This window comes from Amycolatopsis sp. EV170708-02-1 (assembly GCF_022479115.1).
Taxonomy (GTDB): domain Bacteria; phylum Actinomycetota; class Actinomycetes; order Mycobacteriales; family Pseudonocardiaceae; genus Amycolatopsis.
On the sequence record NZ_CP092497.1, the window covers coordinates 161738 to 179225 of the forward strand.

Below are 17488 nucleotides of genomic sequence, written 5' to 3' on the forward strand. Positions count from 1 at the left end.
TGGCTTTCGCGACACGATCGCTGCCCGCATCCGACCGGGGGGCTGAAGGCTCCTTTCGTCGCATCAGACGCGGCGAAAGGAGCCTTCAGCCCACCACCGACCCCGCCCCGGAAGACGAAGGTCACGTCATCGCGACCAGGGTCCGCCGCTTGCCCGTGAACGGCTCCCGCCCATGCGCCATCAGCATGTTGTTGATCACCATGATGTCGCCCGGCTGCCACGGGAACGCGTAGCTGACCTCGTCGTAGGCCGCCTTGATCGTGTCCAGGTCCGCCTGCGGGATCGGCGAGCCGTCGGCGAAGAAGGCGTTGCGGGGCAGGTCTTCCACGGGGTACAGCTCCAGCAGCGCCTCGCTGACCTCCTCCCCCAGGCTGGAAACGTGGAACAGATTGGCCTGGTTGAACCACACCATCCCGCCGGTGAGCGGTTCCGCGACGAAGGACGGCCGCACGTGGCGCGTGCGCAGGCCCTCGTCGGTCCACTCGAACGTCTGCCCGTTCTCGGCGCAGTAGGCCTCCACCGCCTGCCGGTCTTCGGTCTGGAACGCCTCCTGCCAGCTCAGCCCGAGGCCTTCGCGGAACGCCCGCGTGTAGGTGACGCCGCCCGCGAAGCGCTCGCGCAGGTCCTCCGGCAGCAGCCGGTACATCGCGCGGCTGTCGGCGATCGGCGTCGCGCCACCGGTTTCGGCCGCGATGTCGCACAGGAAGAACAGCCGGTCCGGCCAGTGCGCCGAGTACGAGCTCTCGTTGTGCATCGGGATCGACTCGGCCGGCGGGTACTCCGTCGAGGTGTAGATGTTGCCCGAGACCGCCGAGCGCGGCGTCGACCGTTCCGTGTAGGTCAGCAGCGAGCCGCCGATCTCCTCGGTGACCTGGTTGAACACCGTCAGGTCGGCGGGCATCCCGCGCAGCAGGATCGCGCCGTGTTCGCGCAGGCGGTCCTGCAGTGTTTCGCGGTGCGCGCGCACCCAGTCCAGGCCCGTGGCCGCGTACACGGCGAGCTTCGTGTGTTCGTTGCCCTCGATGTGACCGAGGTTCGCCGTGAGTTCGGCGGTCATGATTCCTCCAGTTCGAATCGGATCAGCTTGGCGGCCTCGGCGTGCAGCGCGGCGAGGTCTTCGGTGTCGGCGAACCCGGCGGCGAGCACGTTCACCGCGTAGATCTCCTGGTCGTCGGTGAGCAGCTGGCCGGGGCGCACGATCGTGACGACCTCCAGGACCTCGGGCAGGCCGGCGACCTCGTCGGTGCCGTCGACGCGGACCAGCCGCCCGGTGCCCTCGGCGTAGAAGATCAGGTAGCCGACCGGCACGGGCAGGCCCTTGCCTCGCGCGGGCGGCGGCGTGCCGAGTGCCAGCGACACGGCTTCGGCGATGACGTCGATGCCGGTCGCGAGCTTCAGCAGCACCGGCTGGGCGCCACCGGCCGGGCGGCCCGCGTTCACCTCGACGATCGTCGCGCCCAGTTCGGCGTCGTCGATCAGCTCCAGATGAGCGCAGGTGTTGTCCAGGCCCAGCGCGAGCGCGGCGGACGTCGCCGCCGCGAACAGCCGCTCGGTGTCCTTTTCGGACAGTTCGAGCGGCGGGCAGACCATGCCGAGCTCGAATTTGCGCTCGTCGATCAGCGGCTTCTCCACCACGGCAACCGGTTCCGCGACGCCGTCGCGCACCAGGACGTCGACCGCGTACTCCGGCCCACGCAGCAAGCCTTCCACGAGGAACGTCTTCAGCGGGTCGATCGACCCGACGAGCCGGTGGTACCGGGCGTCCTCTGACAGCGGCAACCGCTCGGCCAGCAGCCGGTACGCCGCCGCCAGTTCGTCCACAGTGGACACCGTGCGCACGAGATTGCTCGCCGCGCCGTTCACCGGTTTGACGATCGCCGGAAGCCCGACCGCCTCGGCCACCGACGCCGCCTCGGACTCGGCGGAGATCAGCGCGCAACGCGGCCCCGGCAACCCGGCGGCGGCCAGCGCCTGCCGGACCGCGAACTTGTTGTGCGTCACCGTGAACACCGACGCCGGGCAGCGTGCGACGCCGAGCAGTTCGGCCGCACGGGCGACGCTCGCGACGATCCCCTCGGCGGCGGTCACTACGCCGGCCGGAAGCGGGGTCCGCGCCCGGATCGCCTCGGCGACGGATTCGGCGTCACGGACGTCGGCGACGATGATGAAGCCGTCCACGACTTCGCCCAGTCGCGTCAGCTCGGCCGGGTCCAGGGGCTCGCTGACCAGCTCGGCCCGCAGGCCGGTCGCCCGGACGGCGGCCACGACGTCGGCGATCCACTGTCCGGCGGTCTCGCAGACCACGAACGCGGTGTTCACACTTCCTCCAGGTCCAGCTGGACGAGTTTGCTCGCCTCCGCGTGCAGGGAGGCGAGGTCGTCGTGGTCGGCGAACCCGGCCACGACGAGGTTGACCGCGTAGGTCTCCTGTTCGTCGGTGAGCACCTGCCCCGGCGAGACGGTGGTGACGACGTCGATCACCTCGGGCAGCTCGGCGATCTCGTCGAGCCCGCCGATCCTCGTCAACCGGCCCGAACCGGCCGCGTAGAGGATCAGCATGCCCAGCGGGATCGGCAGTTTCGCGGGCTCCCGCGCCGGCGGCGGAGCGTCCACCGCGAGTGCCGCCAGCTCGGCGAACACGTCGATGCCGGTGCGCAGCTTCGCCAGCAGCGGCATGATCGACCCGGCGGGCCTGCCCGCGTTGACCTCGACGATCGTCGGACCGCGGTCGGCGTCGTCGATCAGCTCGACGTGGGCACAGGTGTTGTCGAGACCCAGCGCGCGGACGGCGGCGACCGCCGCGGCGGTGACCAGCTCGGCCCGGTCGGCGGTGAGCCCGGCTGGCGGGCACGACAGCGCCAGCTCGAACTTCCGCTCGTCGATCAGCGGTTTGTCGAGGATTTCGACCGGTTCCGCCACCCCGTCACGGACCAGCACGTCCACCGCGTACTCCGGGCCGCTCAGGAACCCTTCGACGAGGAACGTCGCCGAAGGATCGAGTGTCCCCAAGGGACGGTGGTAGCGCGGATCCACCGACTCGGGCAGCCGCGCGGCCAGCAGCTCGTACGCGGCCGCCAGCTCGTCCACAGTGGACACGGTACGGACGAGGTTGCTGCCCGCGCCGTTGACCGGTTTGACGATCGCCGGGAGCCCGACCGCGGCGGCCACCGACTCCGCCTCGGCGGCCGACGAGATCAAAGCGTGGGAAGGTCCCGGCAGCCCGGCCGCGGCGAGGGCCTCCCGGACGGCGAACTTGTTCGCGCACAAGGCGAACACCGACGCCGGGCAGCGTGCCACCCCGAGCAGTTCCGCGGCTTGGGCGGTGCTCGCGATGGCGCCGTCCGAGCCGGTGAAGATCCCGGCCAAGGCGCTGCCCGCGATCTCCCGGACCTTCGCCGCGACGGCCTCCGCGTCGTGGACGTCGTCGAGCGCGACGACGTCGTCCACCACGCCGTCCAGCGCGGCGCGCTCGGCCGCGTCCATCGGCGGGGCGAGCAGCACCACGCGATGCCCGGCCGCCCGCATCGACGGGGCGACCTCGCCGACCCAGTGCCCGCGGGCCTCCCTGACCAGCACTGCGGTACTCATGCGGCTTCCTTCCCGGCGAGCTTGCGCTCCCGTTCCTGTGCCCCCACCAGGTCGTCGGGCAGTGAATCGGGCACTTCGGTGTCGAACCGGCGCAACAGCCGCAGCGAGAACCCGCCCACGTTGATCAGCAGCAGGATCAGGGCGAAGACGACGTAGGCGAGCCCGATGCCCCGAGTCTCACCCGTGCCGAGCACGGCACCGACCGACCCGGTCAGCGCGCCGCCCGGCGCCAGCAACGGCGAGAACCAGCCGACGGCCAGCGGCGCCAGCACGGCGAACCCGATCGGCAGCGTCGACCACGTGATCGTCTGGTTGATCGCGAACACCCGGCCGTGGAACCGCTGCGGCACCTTGACCTGCACCAGCGTCGCGTAAATACCCTGCGACACGGACATCGCGGCGGCCAGGAGGAACACCCCGGCCGCGACGACGATCAGCGACGGCCGCAGGCCCATCACCAGGCTGCCGAGCGCGATCCCGACGTTGCCGACGAGCACGCCGACCATCCGCCGGTGCCGCGGGCCGCCCCACAACGCCATCCCGATCCCGCCGGCCACCGCGCCGACGGCCTCGGCCAGCGCCACCTGCGCGACGTCGGTGACCGAACCGAACGACAGCACGAGCGGCGACAGCAGCACCAGCGCGGGGGCGAGGAAGACGTTCGCCAGCGCGAAGTACAGCAGCATCGTGCGGAAACCGCGATGGTTCCACGAGTACCGCAGCCCGCCCGCGATCGCCGTCAGCAGCGGTTCGCGCGGGCGCCAGCCCAGCATGTCCGGGAACCGCACCAGCAGCAGACCCACGATCGCGAACACATAGCTCGCCATGTCCAGGATCAGGATTCCGGACAGCTGGATCGTCGCCAGCAGCCCGGCCGCGATCACCGGCATCAGCAGCTGGGCGAACCCGGTGGACAGCTGCGCGAGACCCATCGCGTGCCCGAGGTACTGCTTCGGCACCAGCTGCGCCACCGACGACTGATAAGCGATGCGCTGGAACGAAGCGGCCACCGACCCGAGCGGGATCAGCACGTAGAACAACCACAGCTGGACGTGCCCGGTGATCAGCACCAACGCCAGTATCAGCTGGATCCCGCCCGCGATACCGCTGGCCGCGATCATGATCCGCCGCCGGTCGCCGCGGTCGACCAGCGCACCCGCCACCGGCAGGACGAGCACGCCGAACAGCAGCGCGAGCGCCCACAGCAGGCCGAGGTCGGCGACCGAGCCCGTGCGGGTGTAGAGCCAGATCGGCACCGCGAACGACGTCAGCGCCGAGCCGGTCGAGGACACCAGCTGCCCGATCGTGATCGTGACGAACCGGCCCATGCTCGGCCGCACCGCGGGTTTGTCGTCCACTTCTGCTTTATGGGTCTCGTGCACCGCCCAGCCCGCGTCCTCGCCGCGGACCCGGACGTCGAGCTCGCCGGGATCGTCCAGCGCCGGGTGCACGCGCGTGACGATCTCCGCGAGCTCCTCGGCCCGGTACCGCAGGAAGAAATGCCCGGCCTGGTCGAGCACCACGAGCGCGGTGGTGTCGGTGAGGAACTCCCATTCCCGGTACCGCTCGGCGTAGTAGTCGGTGACCGGGTCCTCGGAGCCGACGACCGACACGATCGGCGCGCGCAGCTTGGCCACGCGGGCGTCGAGCAGGCCGCTGAAGTACTCCTCGGCGGCGCGGCTGTCGGCGCGCATGTTCGTGATGATCCGGTCGGCCTGCGCCGGGTCGAGGTCGTCGGTGTCGACGCCCATGCCCTTGAGCCAGTTCGAGTAGTACCGGTTGCTGCGCAGCTTCTCCAGCCGGGTGCGCAGCGTCCCCACCGCGCCCTTCATCCGGGCGAACGGGAAGATCGCGCCGATGTAGACGACCTCCAGTTCGCGGCCGCGTTCTTCGAGCATCCGGGCGACGGCGACGGCGAGCGCGTTGCCGACACCGCAGTGGCCGTAGATGGCCAGCGGGCCGTCGATGCGGTCCAGGATCTCGTCGGCCAGCCGCTCGACCAGGTCGTCGAAGGGCAACGCCTCTTCGGACAGTCCGACGTCGTGGCCGGGGATGGCGACCGAGTAGAGCGAGTAGCCCTCCGGGAGCGCGTCGGCCAGTGGCTGGTAGACGATCGCGCTGCCGCCGCCGTAGGGGAAGCAGACGTAGGTCAGCGTCCGCTGTTTCGCCGGCTTGGTCAGCTCGTACAGCAGGTGCCGCGGCCGGTCGGTGTCGTCACCGTCCATGAAGGACGCCAGCTCGCGGATCGTGCGGTGCTGGAACAGGTCCATGACGCCGACCTGGCCCGCGCCCGCCTTGCCGATCCGCGCCACCACCTGGGTGGCCAGCATCGAATGGCCGCCGAGGTCGAAGAAGTCGTCGTCGACGCCCAGCTCGTCCACCTTGAGCACGTCGCGCCAGATCTCGGCCAGCAGGGTCTCGACCGGGGTCGACGGCGCGACCAGTTCCTTGGTCGCGTCGCGGGCGGCGACCGGAGCGGGCAGCGCCTTGCGGTCGAGTTTGCCGTTCGGGGTGAGCGGCAGCTCGTCGAGCGCGACGAACGACGGCGGGACCATGTAGTCCGGGAGGCTCTGCTTGAGCGCCGTCCGCAGCGCCCCGGGCTCGGCGTCGCCGACGACGTACCCGACCAGCCGCTTGTCCCCCGGCGTGTCCTCGCGGACGATCACGGCGGCGTCGCGCACGCCCGGCTGGGCGCGCAAGGTCGTCTCGATCTCCCCCAGCTCGATACGGAGGCCGCGCAGTTTGACCTGGTGGTCGATCCGGCCGAGGAACGCGATCGTCCCGTCCGGGCGCCAGTGCGCGAGGTCGCCGGTGCGGTACATCCGTCCACTGTGGAACGGATCGGGCACGAACCGCTCGGCCGTCAGTTCCGGGCGATGGTGGTAGCCCAGGGCGAGACCGACGCCGGCGATGTGCAGCTCGCCGGGCACGCCGACCGGGCAGGGCCGCCCGGCACGATCGAGCACGTAGATCCGGATGTTCTGGATAGGCGCGCCGATCGGCACCGACGCGACGTTGGCGAGCGCGGCGGGCGTGCAGTGCCAGGCGGTGACGTCGATGGCGGCTTCGGTCGGGCCGTAGAGGTTGTGCAGCTCGCAGTCCGGCAGCCGCCGCGTGAACTCGCGCGCGGCGTCGAGCGGCAGTTCCTCGCCGCTGCACACGACCCGCCGCAACGCCGTGCAGGTCTCGACGCCTTGTTCGGCCAGGAAGAGCGTGAGCATCGACGGCACGAAATGCGCGGTGGTGATGCCTTCGGACGCGAGCAGCTCACGCAGGTACGCGGCGTCCTTGTGGCCGCCGGGTTCGGCGAGGACGAGCCGCGCGCCGCTGATCAGCGGCCAGAAGAACTCCCAGACCGACACGTCGAACCCGGCCGGGGTCTTCTGCAGCACCGAATCGGTGCCGTCGAGGCGGTACACGCGCTGCATCCAGTCGAGCCGGTTGACGATGCCGCGGTGGCCGTTGGGCACGCCCTTCGGCTGCCCTGTGGAGCCCGAGGTGTAGATGACATACGCCGGGTCTTCCGGTCCGGCGAGCGGCTCGGGCGGCTCGGCCGTCTCGGCGAGATCGTCAGGGTTGTCTAGAACTATGACGGTCGCGTCCCCCGGTGGCAGCGTCTCGCGCAACGCGGCCTGCGTCAGCACGACGGGAGCGGCGGCGTCCCGCAGCATGAACGCCAGCCGGTCGGCCGGGTACTCCGGGTCGAGCGGGACGTACGCGCCACCGGCTTTCAGCACGCCGAGGAGCGCGACAACCAGCTCGAACGACCGCTCCGCGAACACACCGGTGAGCACGCCCGGACCGACGCCGAGGCCACGCAGCCGGTGCGCGAGCCGGTTGGCCCGCTCGTCCAGCTCGCGGTAGGTCAGCGACGCGCCGCGGAAGGTCACCGCGGGCGCGTCCGGCGTCCGGGCGGCCTGCTCCTCGACGAGCGCGTGCAGCGTGGTCTGCGGGAACTCGGCCGTCGTGGCGTTCCAGCGCTCCAGGACGAGCTCGCGCTGCGTGTCGTCGAGGATGTCCACTTCGGACAGCCGCCGGTCCGGCTCGGCGACGATCGAGCGCAGCAGCGTGACCAGCCGCCCGGCCATCCCGGCGACCGTGTCCTCGGTGAACAGCGCGGTGTTGTACACGAGCTTGCCGATCAGCCCGCGTTCGAGCTCGATCGCGTGGAACTCGAAGTCGAACCGGGTCGCGGGCAGGTCCATCGGCAGCCAGCGGAAGTCCACTTCGGACTCCCCGGCCGCGTCCATCCGGCCCATCTCGTAGTTCTGCAGCACGAACATCGCCTGGAACACCGGCGAGCGGCTGACGTCGCGGGGTACGCCGAGCGCGTTCACCAGCCGCTCGAACGGGACGTCGGCGTGGTCGAACGCGTCCAGCACGTGCCGCCGGGTGCGTTCGAGCAGTTCGGCGAACGTCGGATCGCCCGCGAGCTGGGCACGCAGCGGCAGCATGTTGATGAACATGCCCGCCACGCCCTCCAGCTCGGGCAGGCCGCGCCCGGCCGACGACGAGCCGATCGCGAAGTCCTCCTGGCCCGAGTACCGCGAAAGCAGCACCTGGTAGGCGGCCAGCAGCGTCATGAAGAGCGTGACCCCGTGCTCGCGGCTCAGCTCGCCGAGGGCACGGGCGAGCTCGCGCTCGACGAAGAACTCGTGGATCGCGCCGTCGAAGCTCTGCTTGGCGGGCCGGGGCCGGTCGGTGGGCAGCTCCAGGGGCTCGACCCCGGCGAGCTGCGCCTTCCAGTGCTCCAGCTGCCGGTCGAGCTCGCCGCCGGTGAGCGTGCGGCGCTGCCAGTGCGCGAAGTCGCCGTACCCGATGCTCAGCGCGGGCAGCTCGGCCGTGCCGCCGGTGCTCAGGGCGTGGTACTGCGCGGCGAGGTCACGCAGCAGCAGGTCGACCGACCAGCCGTCGCCCACGATGTGGTGCGTGCACAGGACCAGCAGGTGGTCCTCGTCGGACACCCGGGCCAGCGTCGCCCGCAGCAGCGGTCCCGTGGCGAGGTCGAACGTCTCGGCCGCGGCGGCGTCGACGGCGGCACGGGCCGCGTCCTCGCTTCCCGAGTCCACTATGGACAGGCCGACCGGGACCGAAGGTTCGATGTGGACGGACGGCTGACCGTCCTCCCCTTCCGGGAAGCGCATCCGCAGTGCCTCGTGCCGCGCGGGCAAAGTGTCCAAAGCGGACTGAAGCGCGGCGACGTCGAGCCTGCCGGTCAGCCGGATCGGCACCGGGATGTGATACGACCCGGTGCCCGGCGCGAACTGCTCCATGAACCAGACGCGTTCCTGCTGATACGACAGCGGGACGACGGCGTCGGCAGGACGCGGGGTGATGGTCGCGGCCGGCTCCGCGCGCCGTCGCAATCGCCGTTCGAGCAGGGCGCGGCGCGCGGCCGCGCTGGTTTCGTCGATCGCGGTCATGACTTCTCACCTTCGGCCAGCTGGCGCTGGACCTCCTCGTCGCTGAGCTGGTCGAGGTCTTCCTCGAGCCGCCGCTCGATCTCCGCGGCGAGCCCGGCGACAGTGGTGAGGGTGAACAGGCCCCGCACCGGGATGTCGACCTCGATCTGCTTGCGGAGCCGGGCCATCGCGCGGATCGCCAGCAGCGAGTTGCCGCCGCGGGCGAAGAAGTCGTCGTGCGCGCCGAGGTCGTCGATGCCGAGCAGCTCCCCGAGCACCTCGGCGACGAGTTCTTCGGCCGCGGTCCGGGGTGCGACGTACGCCGGTGCCTCATCGGGTTCGGGATCCGGCAGCGCGGCCCGGTCGAGTTTGCCGCTGGCCGCCATCGGCAGCGCGTCGAGCGACACGAACCGGGTCGGCACCAGGTACTCCGGCAACGTCTTCCTCAGGGCCTCGGCCGCGCCTTCGGTGCTGCCGACGACGTAGCCGACGAGCGCGTCGCCGCGGACCGCCACGGCCGCGTCCCGCACGTCCGACAGCTCCCGCAGCGCCGCTTCGACCTCGCCGGGCTCGATGCGGTAGCCGCGCAGCTTCACCTGCTCGTCGGCGCGGCCGAGGTAGTCGAGCGAGCCGTCGCGACGCCAGCGGACGAGGTCGCCGGTGGCGTACATCCGGCCGGACGGTCCCTCGATGAACTTCTCCGCGGTCAGGTCCGGCAGCCCGAGGTAGCCGCGGGCGAGCTGCGGCCCGGCGACGTACAGCTCGCCCGGGACGCCCGGCGGCACCGGACGCCGCCGCTCGTCGAGGACGTACACGCGGGTGCCGGGCACCGGACGGCCGATCGAGACCGGCCCGGAGGGAAGTTCGTCCCCGGGTTCGATCCGGTGCACGACGCAGCCGACCGTGGCCTCCGTCGGGCCGTACTCGTTGACGACGAGCGTGCCGGGGTGCCGGTCCCGCCACGGCTGGACGGTCTCGGCGGTCAGCGCTTCGCCACCGAGCACCAGCTCACCCGTCGGGAACAGCTCCTCGGCGAGGATGGCGAGGTGCGTCGGAGTCGCTTTGACGAACGTCGGGCGGCCGCCGTCGACCACCGCTCCCCCGGCGGTGAGGGTGCCGAGCAGTGTCGTCACGGTGAGGTCGAACGACGGCGACGTGTGCAGCAACGCACGCCCGGCCAGGCCGGGGTACGCCTCACGCGCCCACGCCAGGTACGTGTCGACGGCCCGATGCTCGACCTCGACACCCTTGGGCCGCCCGGTCGATCCCGACGTGTAGATCACGTAGGCGACGTCGCCCGGCCCGGCCGCCGGTTCCGGATCCTCGGCGGCCGCGGCGGACCACTCGGCCGGGTCGTCCAGGGCCAGCGTCTTCGTGTCCAAAGTGGACTCGCCGGTGACCAGCACGAACGGGACACCCGCGTCGGCGAGGATCAGCTCCTGCCGTGGGGCCGGGTTGTCCGGGTCGAGCGGGACGTAGGCCGCGCCGCTCTTCAGCACCCCGAGTACGCCGGTCAGCAGGTCCGCCGAGTTCGGCACGCAGACGCCGACGACGGTGCCGGGACCGGCGCCCAGCTCGCGCAGCCGGTGTGCGACACGGTTGGCCCGCGCGTTCAGCTCGGCATACGTCAAGCGAACCCCGCCGAAGTCGACGGCGGGTGCGTCCGGAGTTCGCCGCGCCTGGTCCTCGAACCTGACGTGCACCGGCTGGGTGTCCGAAGTGGACACTGCCGGGTTCCAGCCGGTCAGGACCAGTTCACGTTCGGCGTCCGACAGCAGCGGCAGATCCGCGACCGACTGAGCGGGATCGGCGATCGCCGCGGTCAGCAGCCGCACGTATCGCTCGGCCAGGGCTTCGGCGGTCTCGCGGTCGAACAGGTCGGTGCGGTAGACGAGCCTGCCGTCCACGGCGGTCAGATCGATCGCGATGTCGTCCTTCGCGGTGGCCGAGCGGATCGGCTCCAGCCCCGAGTCGGGCAGGAAGTTGAACCCGAGCTGGTACAGCGCCTGCACGCCGGGGTCGCGTTCGGCCCCGACCGCCTCGGCGACCGCCTGGAACGGCACCTGGCTGTGGTCGATCGCCTCCAGCAGCGTGGTCCGGACCCGGCCGACCAGCTCGGTGAACGCGGGCGCGCCGGAGCAGTCGACCCGCACGGCCATCTGGTTGACGAACATGCCGATCAGATCGGCCAGCTCGGGCAGGTCGCGGCCGGCGACCGGGACGCCGACGACGATGTCGTCCACTCTGGACAGTCGCGACAGCAGTGCCGCGTAGCCGGCCAGCAGCACCATGAACGGCGACGCCGACAGCTCCCGGCTCAGCTCGCCGACCCGGTCGATCAGACCGTCCGGGAGGGTGAAATGCACCTGGTCACCGGCGAACGTCAGCTCCGACGGCCGCGGCCGGTCGGTGGGCAGGCCGTGCACCGGCGGCAGCCCGGCGAGCTGCTTGCGCCAGTAGTCCAGCTGTTCGCTGGACGTTTCGAGCTGCCCGCGCTGCCAGGCCGAGTAGTCCGGGTACTGGATGGCCAGCTCGGGCAGCTTCGGCTCGCGGCCCTCGAACACGGCGTCGCACGCCTCGCCCAGCTCCGTGCCCAGCACCAGCACCGAACCGGCGTCGAAAACGGTGTGGTGCACGACGAACGTGAGCACCCACTCGTCGTCGGCCATCCGGCACACCTGGGCCCGCCACGGCGGCGGCGCGTCGAGCGGGATGGCCCCGCGCGACACATCACCGACGAGCTCGGCGAGCCGCTCTTCACGGGCGCCGGCGGGCAGGTCCCGCAAGTCGTGCACCTCGGGCTCGATCGGCACCTCGGCGTGCACCACCTGCATCAGCGCGCCGCCGTCCATGCGGAACGACGTGCGCAGGGCCTCGTGCCGCCCGACGATGACGCCGAGCGCGGCGCGCCACTGCTCCGGGGTCAGCGGGCGGTCCAGCCGGGCCTGGCAGTGCAGGTTGTACACCGGGGACGCCGGGTCGAGCTGGCCGGACAGCCAGATCCGCTCCTGCCCGAACGAGGCTGGGAACGTCCATTCCTTCGTGTCGCTCATGATTTCCTGTTCAGTGGGAGGTCAAGCGAAAGTGCCGCGGCGGTCCAGGTGGTCGTGAGTGCTGAGGACGGTTCTAACCGTCCTCAACACTCACGAGACCGCACCCACGGCTCAGCGCTCGAGCTTCGGGATGGTGGTCCGGGCGGGTTCTTCGGCGGGTGCCTCGGCCTTGTCGGCGCGCAGCTCCTCGATCCGCTCGGCCAGGGTGGCCACTGTGGACGCTTCGAACAGCGTCTTCATCGCCAGCCGTGTGCCGGTGGCCTTGCGCACCTGGGCGATGAGCTGGATCGCGACCAGCGAGTTGCCGCCGAGGGCGAAGAAGTCGTCGTGCACGCCGATCTTCTCCACGCCGAGCAGCTCGGTCCACTGGCGGGCGATCTCGGCCTCCAGGTCGGTGCGCGGGGCGACGTAGTCGTCCTCCGAAACCGTCACCGGCGTTTCGCCGGGTTCCTCCAGTTCTTCGGCGCCGACCTGGCGCTCGATCAGCTCCCGCACCGGCAGGGTGGCGATCACCACCTGCCCGCCGAGACCGGGCGACAACGCCCGGACGAACGCCTCGGCGCCGTCCACCGGCCGGATCCCGGTCGACGTCTTGTCCACAGTGGACACAGCTGAGGTCGCGGTCAGGCCGCCGCCGACGGCCTCTTGATCCACTTGCCGCAGCACGAAGTCCTCGATCGTGACGAGCACTCGGCCGGTCTCGTCGCACAGCGACAGATCGGCCGCCACCACCTGGTCGCCGCCGGTGTCGCGGTAGCGCAGGTGGCTGCGGAAACTCGCCGGGAGCGCGTCGTGCACGACGATCCGGCCGTAGCTCATCGGCAGGTAGGTGCCGCTCCCCCGGCCGCGGCCGAACGCGGTCGCCACGTCGAGCAGTGCCGGATGCAGGCCCCATGCGCCGAGGTCACCCGCCGCCGCGCCGGGAGCCGTGATCGTGGCCAGCTCCTCCTGCGCGCCGATACGGTGTTCGCGCAGCGCCGCCCAGCGCGGGCCGAAGGTGACCATGCTGGTGCGGCCGGTGCCGAAACCGTTCCCGTCGTCGATCGGCTCGGTCCGCCCCGTCACCGCGTCGATGTCCACAGTGGACACCGCCTCGGCCGCCGTCCACCCCGCGGCCCCGCGCACGTGGGTCCGGCTCGCGCCGGCGACGTGGCTGGTCACGGTGAATTCGTCGCCGTCGAACTCCACGCGGTACTCCGCGGTCGAGCCGTCCGGGACACCGAACGGCTCCAGGAACACGACGTCCCGCAGTTCGACGACGTGTCCCTCACCGGGCTTCGGCAGCGCCGCGGCCACCGCCGCGCGGACGGTCTCGAGATGTCCCGTGCCCGGCACCACCGGCACCCCGGCGATCCGGTGCTCGTCGAGCAGCCAGTGCGTGGCCGCCGAGACGAGACCGTGCGCGCCGTTCTCGGTGCGCGTGGTGAGCACGGGGTGCTCGACCGGGCCGAGCGCCCGCGACCGGGCGGTGCGGATCGTGGTCGGCGCGGCCACCTCCGCGGCCATGCCGACCTCGTCCCAGCCACCCCAGGCATGCGAGACCAGCCGCGCCTGCCAGCCGTGGCCGCCCCGCGCGTAGGCGTCGAGGAAGTTGTTGGCGGCGCAGTAGTCGACCTGCCCGATACCGCCCGCCACCGCGGTGATCGACGAGCACAGCGCGACGAAATCCATCGGCAGGTCGGCGAACGCCTCGGCCAGCGCCAGCGTCCCGGCGATCTTCGGGGCCAGCACGGCCTCGGCCGCGGCCCGCTCCTTCACCTCGGCGACGCCACCACCGGGCAACCCGGCGGCGTGCACGATCCCGTCGAGACCGCCGAACTCGCGCTCGGCCAGCTCACGCACCTCGCGCAGGCGCGCCGCGTCGGTGACGTCGGCGGCGACGACGTGCACCACCGCGCCCGCGGCCTCCATCCGCCGCACGGCGAGCATCGCGCGCCCGGCGCGGTCGGTGCCGCCGTGCGCGGCGAGGTGCGCGTCCCACTCAGCCCGCGGCGGCAGCCCGGCGCGGGTGAGCAGCACGAGCTTCGCCCGCACCCGGCGGGCGAGGTCCTCGGCGAGCGTGATGCCGATGCCGCCGGTCCCGCCTGTGATCAGGTACCGGCCGCCGTCGCGCAGCACCGGCTCGGCGGCCGCGGGCAGTTCGAGCTGGGTGTAGTCCAGCACCCAGCGACGACCGGCCCGCAGCGCGACCTCGGCCGCCGCGTCGGCCGGGCGGAACAGCTCGGCGACGGCGTCCATGACGTCGGCAGCGTCGATCACGTCGATCCGGCGCACCACCGTGCCCGCGATCTCCAGCGGCACCACCCGCGCGATACCGGCGAGGGTCGCGTGCTCGGGCCGGGTCAGATCGGTTCCGGTGACGTCGGCGGCGCCGGTGCTCACCACGTCGATCCGCACCGGCTCGCCCCAGGCCTGGACGAGGTTCAGCACGCTGAAGAACCCGAGGTCCTGTGCGGCCATGCCGCGCTCTTCCCCGGCCATCGTCCAGGCGTGCACGACCCGCTCGGGCCGGGCGGGCAGCGCGGCGACGAGCGCGTCGTAGTCGTCGCGCACTCCGGGCCGGACGGTGAAGCCGGTCTCCGTCGCGGCGAACGCGTCGCCGGGCCGCACCTCGGTGACCGTCACACCCGCGTCGCGCAGCAGTGCGGGCAGGACGTCTTCGGCGGCGAAGACGAGCGCGTTCGCGAACGGCTCGCGTCTCAGGTCCGGTTCCGCCTGCCGCCACGCGGGAACCGCGAACCACTCGGGCAGCGGCAACGGACCACTCGACCGCACGGGCTGGGTGGCCGTCACCGGGTCCGGGTCGACCCAGTACCGCTTGCGCGCGTACGGGTAGCCGGGAAGCGGGACCCGGTGGCCGGGCGCGCCGAACGTCCGCGGTTCCAGGGAAACCCCGTTCGTCCACAAGAGACCGGCCGCGCCGTAGAGCGTTTCGACGTCGCCGATGCGCTCGGTACGGCCCGGCAGGCTCGGCTGCGGCGCGGGCATGCCCTTCGGCACCTGGCCGCGGGACAGCCCGGACAGCTGATGACCCGGGCCGCATTCGACGAGCGCCCACCGTCCGCCGCGGGCGAACAGGTTCTTGACGCAGTCGCCGAACCGGACGGCCTGACGCAGGTGCGAGGCCCAGTAGGCGGGGTCGGTGGCCTGCGCGTCGGTGATCCACTCGCCGGTGACGTTCGACAGGAACGGCAGCGCGGGCGCGGTGCGCGCGACGGCGGCGACGGCCGCGGTGAACTCGGCGAGGATCGGGTCCATCATCGGCGAGTGGAACGCGTGCGAGGTCACCAGCTCGCGGCATTGCACGCCGCTGGCCTTGAGCGTCGCCGCGAACTCCGCGACCGCTTCCGACGGCCCGGCCACGACGCAGGTGCCGGGCCCGTTCACCCCGGCGATCGCGAGCGTGTCCGGCAGCCGCGAGGCGACGCTCTCCTCGTCGAGCTGGACGGCCAGCATCGCCCCGGCGGGCATCGACTGCATCAGGCGGCCGCGGGTGGCGACCAGGTTCAGCGCGTCCGGCAGGGTGAAGACCCCGGCGACGGTGGCGGCGACGTATTCGCCGACCGAGTGACCGATCATCGCCGCTGGCCGCACACCCCAGCTCTGCCACAGCTTCGCCAGCGCGTACTCGACGACGAACAGCGCGGGCTGGGTCACGCGGGTTTCCCGCAGCGCCTGCTCGCCGCCGCGCCCGAAGATCAGCTCGCGTAGCTCCGGCAGCTCGGATTCGAGCAGCCGCAGGCACTCGTCGACGGCCGCGGCGAACACCGGCTCGGCGTCGTACAGCTCGGCGCCCATCCCGGCGTACTGGGAACCCTGCCCGGGGAAGAGGAACGCCACGTTCGTCTCCCCGGCCCGCGCGGACACGAGACGCCGGGGATCGCGCAGGCCGTCGACCGCGTCCTCCGGGTCACGGGCGACGACGACCGCGCGGTGCGGGTACTCGGTGCGCCCGGCGGCGAGGGTGTACGCCACGTCGGCGAGATCGAGGTCGACGTCCCCGGCCAGCCGGTCGGCGAGCCGGTCGACCGCGGCCGAGAGCGCTTCCGCGGTGTTGGCCGACACCCGCAGCAGATGCGCCGGACGCGGTGTCCGGGACCGCTGCGGGCTCGGCGCCTCTTCCAGCACGACGTGCGCGTTGGTGCCGCCGACGCCGAACGAGCTGACGCCCGCCCGTCGCGGCGCCCGGCCCGCCTCCCATTTCGTCACCTCGCGCGCCGGGTAGAACGGGGTCGCCGGGAAGTCGATCCCCGGGTTGGGTTCGTGGTAGTTGATGGTCGGCGGGATCAGCCCGTGCTCCATGACCAGGACGGCCTTGATCAACGCGACCACGCCCGCGGCCTGCGACAGGTGGCCGATGTTGGACTTCACCGAGCCGATCGCGCACCAGCCGGTGTCCGTGACCCGGTCACCGTACACAGTGGACAGTGCGGTGATCTCGATCGGATCGCCCAGCGCGGTGCCGGTGCCGTGTGCCTCGACGTAGCCGATGGTGCGCGGATCGACGCCTGCCATGCCGACGGCCTGCGCGACCGCTTCCGTCTGCCCGGACACGCTGGGCGCGGAGAAGCCGACCTTGGTGGCGCCGTCGTTGTTGATCGCGTTGCCCAGCACGACACCGCGGATGTGGTCGCCGTCCTCGATCGCCTGCGACAGCCGCTTCACCAGCACGACCCCGACGCCGCTGCTCCAGACCGTGCCGTTGGCGCCCGCGTCGAACGCGCGCACGTGGCCGTCCGGCGAGGTGAAACCGTCGACGCCCATGTAGCCGACGCCGTGCGGCATCTCCACGTTGACCCCGCCCGCCAGCGCCATGTCGCACTCGCCGTTGCGCAGCGCCTCGCAGGCGAGATGCACCGCGACCAGGGACGTCGAGCAGGCGGTGAACACCGCGAGGCTCGGGCCGCGCAGGTTGAGCTTGTACGACACCGAGGTCGTCAGGTAGCTCGGCTGGTTGCCGGTCGAGATGCCGATCCCGCCGTGCTGCGAGGCGAGGAGCCGCTCGTTGCGCATCAGGTTCTCGGTCAGGTAGCCGGTGCCGCCCGACCCGCCGTAGACGCCGATCGCGCCGTCGAAGCGGGCCGGGTCGTAACCCGCGTCGGTCAGCGCGGCGTGGCACGACTGGAGGAACAGCCGATGCTGCGGGTCGGTGATCTCGGCCTCGCGGCTGGTCATACCGAACAGTTCGGCGTCGAACTCGTCGAAGCCGTCGACCACGGCGGTGGCGTTCACCCAGCTCGGATCGTCCACCGTGTCCGGCGCGGCGCCGCGGGCGATCATCTCCTCGCGGGTGGCGGGCACGATCGACTCGACACCGTCGACGAGATTGCGCCAGAACTGGTGCGCGTCACGCGCGCCGGGCACGCGCACGTCGAGTCCGACGATCGCGATCGGTTCGGCTCCGGGATCGCCGGTGCCGGTTTCGGGGAGGTGGGTCACGGTGGTG

Annotated in this window: 6 protein-coding genes; all 6 read right to left on the reverse strand. The window is 71.8% G+C overall.

All coding sequences use genetic code 11. The annotated features are described in order from the left end of the window. Window positions 1-121: 121 nt before the first annotated feature. The 6 genes from MJQ72_RS00710 to MJQ72_RS00735 all read right to left on the reverse strand — a co-directional run bounded on the left by MJQ72_RS00710 (window position 122) and on the right by MJQ72_RS00735 (window position 17481). Window positions 122-1057, reverse strand: coding sequence for a TauD/TfdA family dioxygenase (locus MJQ72_RS00710; protein ID WP_240597054.1), 936 nt, complete (start codon window positions 1055-1057; stop codon window positions 122-124). Then, entirely contained in the window at window positions 1054-2319 is a 1266-nt protein-coding gene (locus MJQ72_RS00715) for an ATP-grasp domain-containing protein (protein WP_240597055.1), read from the reverse strand. Before MJQ72_RS00715 ends, MJQ72_RS00710 begins: the two co-directional genes overlap by 4 nt. After that, window positions 2316-3587, reverse strand: a complete 1272-nt coding sequence (locus MJQ72_RS00720) for an ATP-grasp domain-containing protein (protein WP_240597056.1) — start codon at window positions 3585-3587, stop codon at window positions 2316-2318. The genes MJQ72_RS00715 and MJQ72_RS00720 overlap by 4 nt, the downstream gene beginning before the upstream one ends. Then, complete coding sequence (locus MJQ72_RS00725; RefSeq protein ID WP_240597057.1) at window positions 3584-9010, reverse strand: non-ribosomal peptide synthetase/MFS transporter; 5427 nt, start codon at window positions 9008-9010, stop codon at window positions 3584-3586. The genes MJQ72_RS00720 and MJQ72_RS00725 overlap by 4 nt, the downstream gene beginning before the upstream one ends. Further along, window positions 9007-12042, reverse strand: coding sequence for an amino acid adenylation domain-containing protein (locus MJQ72_RS00730; RefSeq protein WP_240597058.1), 3036 nt, complete (start codon window positions 12040-12042; stop codon window positions 9007-9009). Before MJQ72_RS00730 ends, MJQ72_RS00725 begins: the two co-directional genes overlap by 4 nt. Before the next feature lie 111 nt (window positions 12043-12153). Continuing rightward, on the reverse strand, window positions 12154-17481 hold the full coding sequence (locus MJQ72_RS00735; protein ID WP_240597059.1) for a type I polyketide synthase: 5328 nt from the start codon (window positions 17479-17481) through the stop codon (window positions 12154-12156). Window positions 17482-17488 lie beyond the last annotated feature (7 nt).

Bases quoted from the DNA above. Each gene is read 5' to 3' on its own strand.
- MJQ72_RS00710 (WP_240597054.1), bottom strand. From the start codon at position 1,057: ATGACCGCCGAACTCACGGCGAACCTCGGTCACATCGAGGGCAACGAA.
- MJQ72_RS00730 (WP_240597058.1), bottom strand. From the start codon at position 12,042: ATGAGCGACACGAAGGAATGGACGTTCCCAGCCTCGTTCGGGCAGGAG.
- MJQ72_RS00720 (WP_240597056.1), bottom strand. From the start codon at position 3,587: ATGAGTACCGCAGTGCTGGTCAGGGAGGCCCGCGGGCACTGGGTCGGC.
- MJQ72_RS00725 (WP_240597057.1), bottom strand. From the start codon at position 9,010: ATGACCGCGATCGACGAAACCAGCGCGGCCGCGCGCCGCGCCCTGCTC.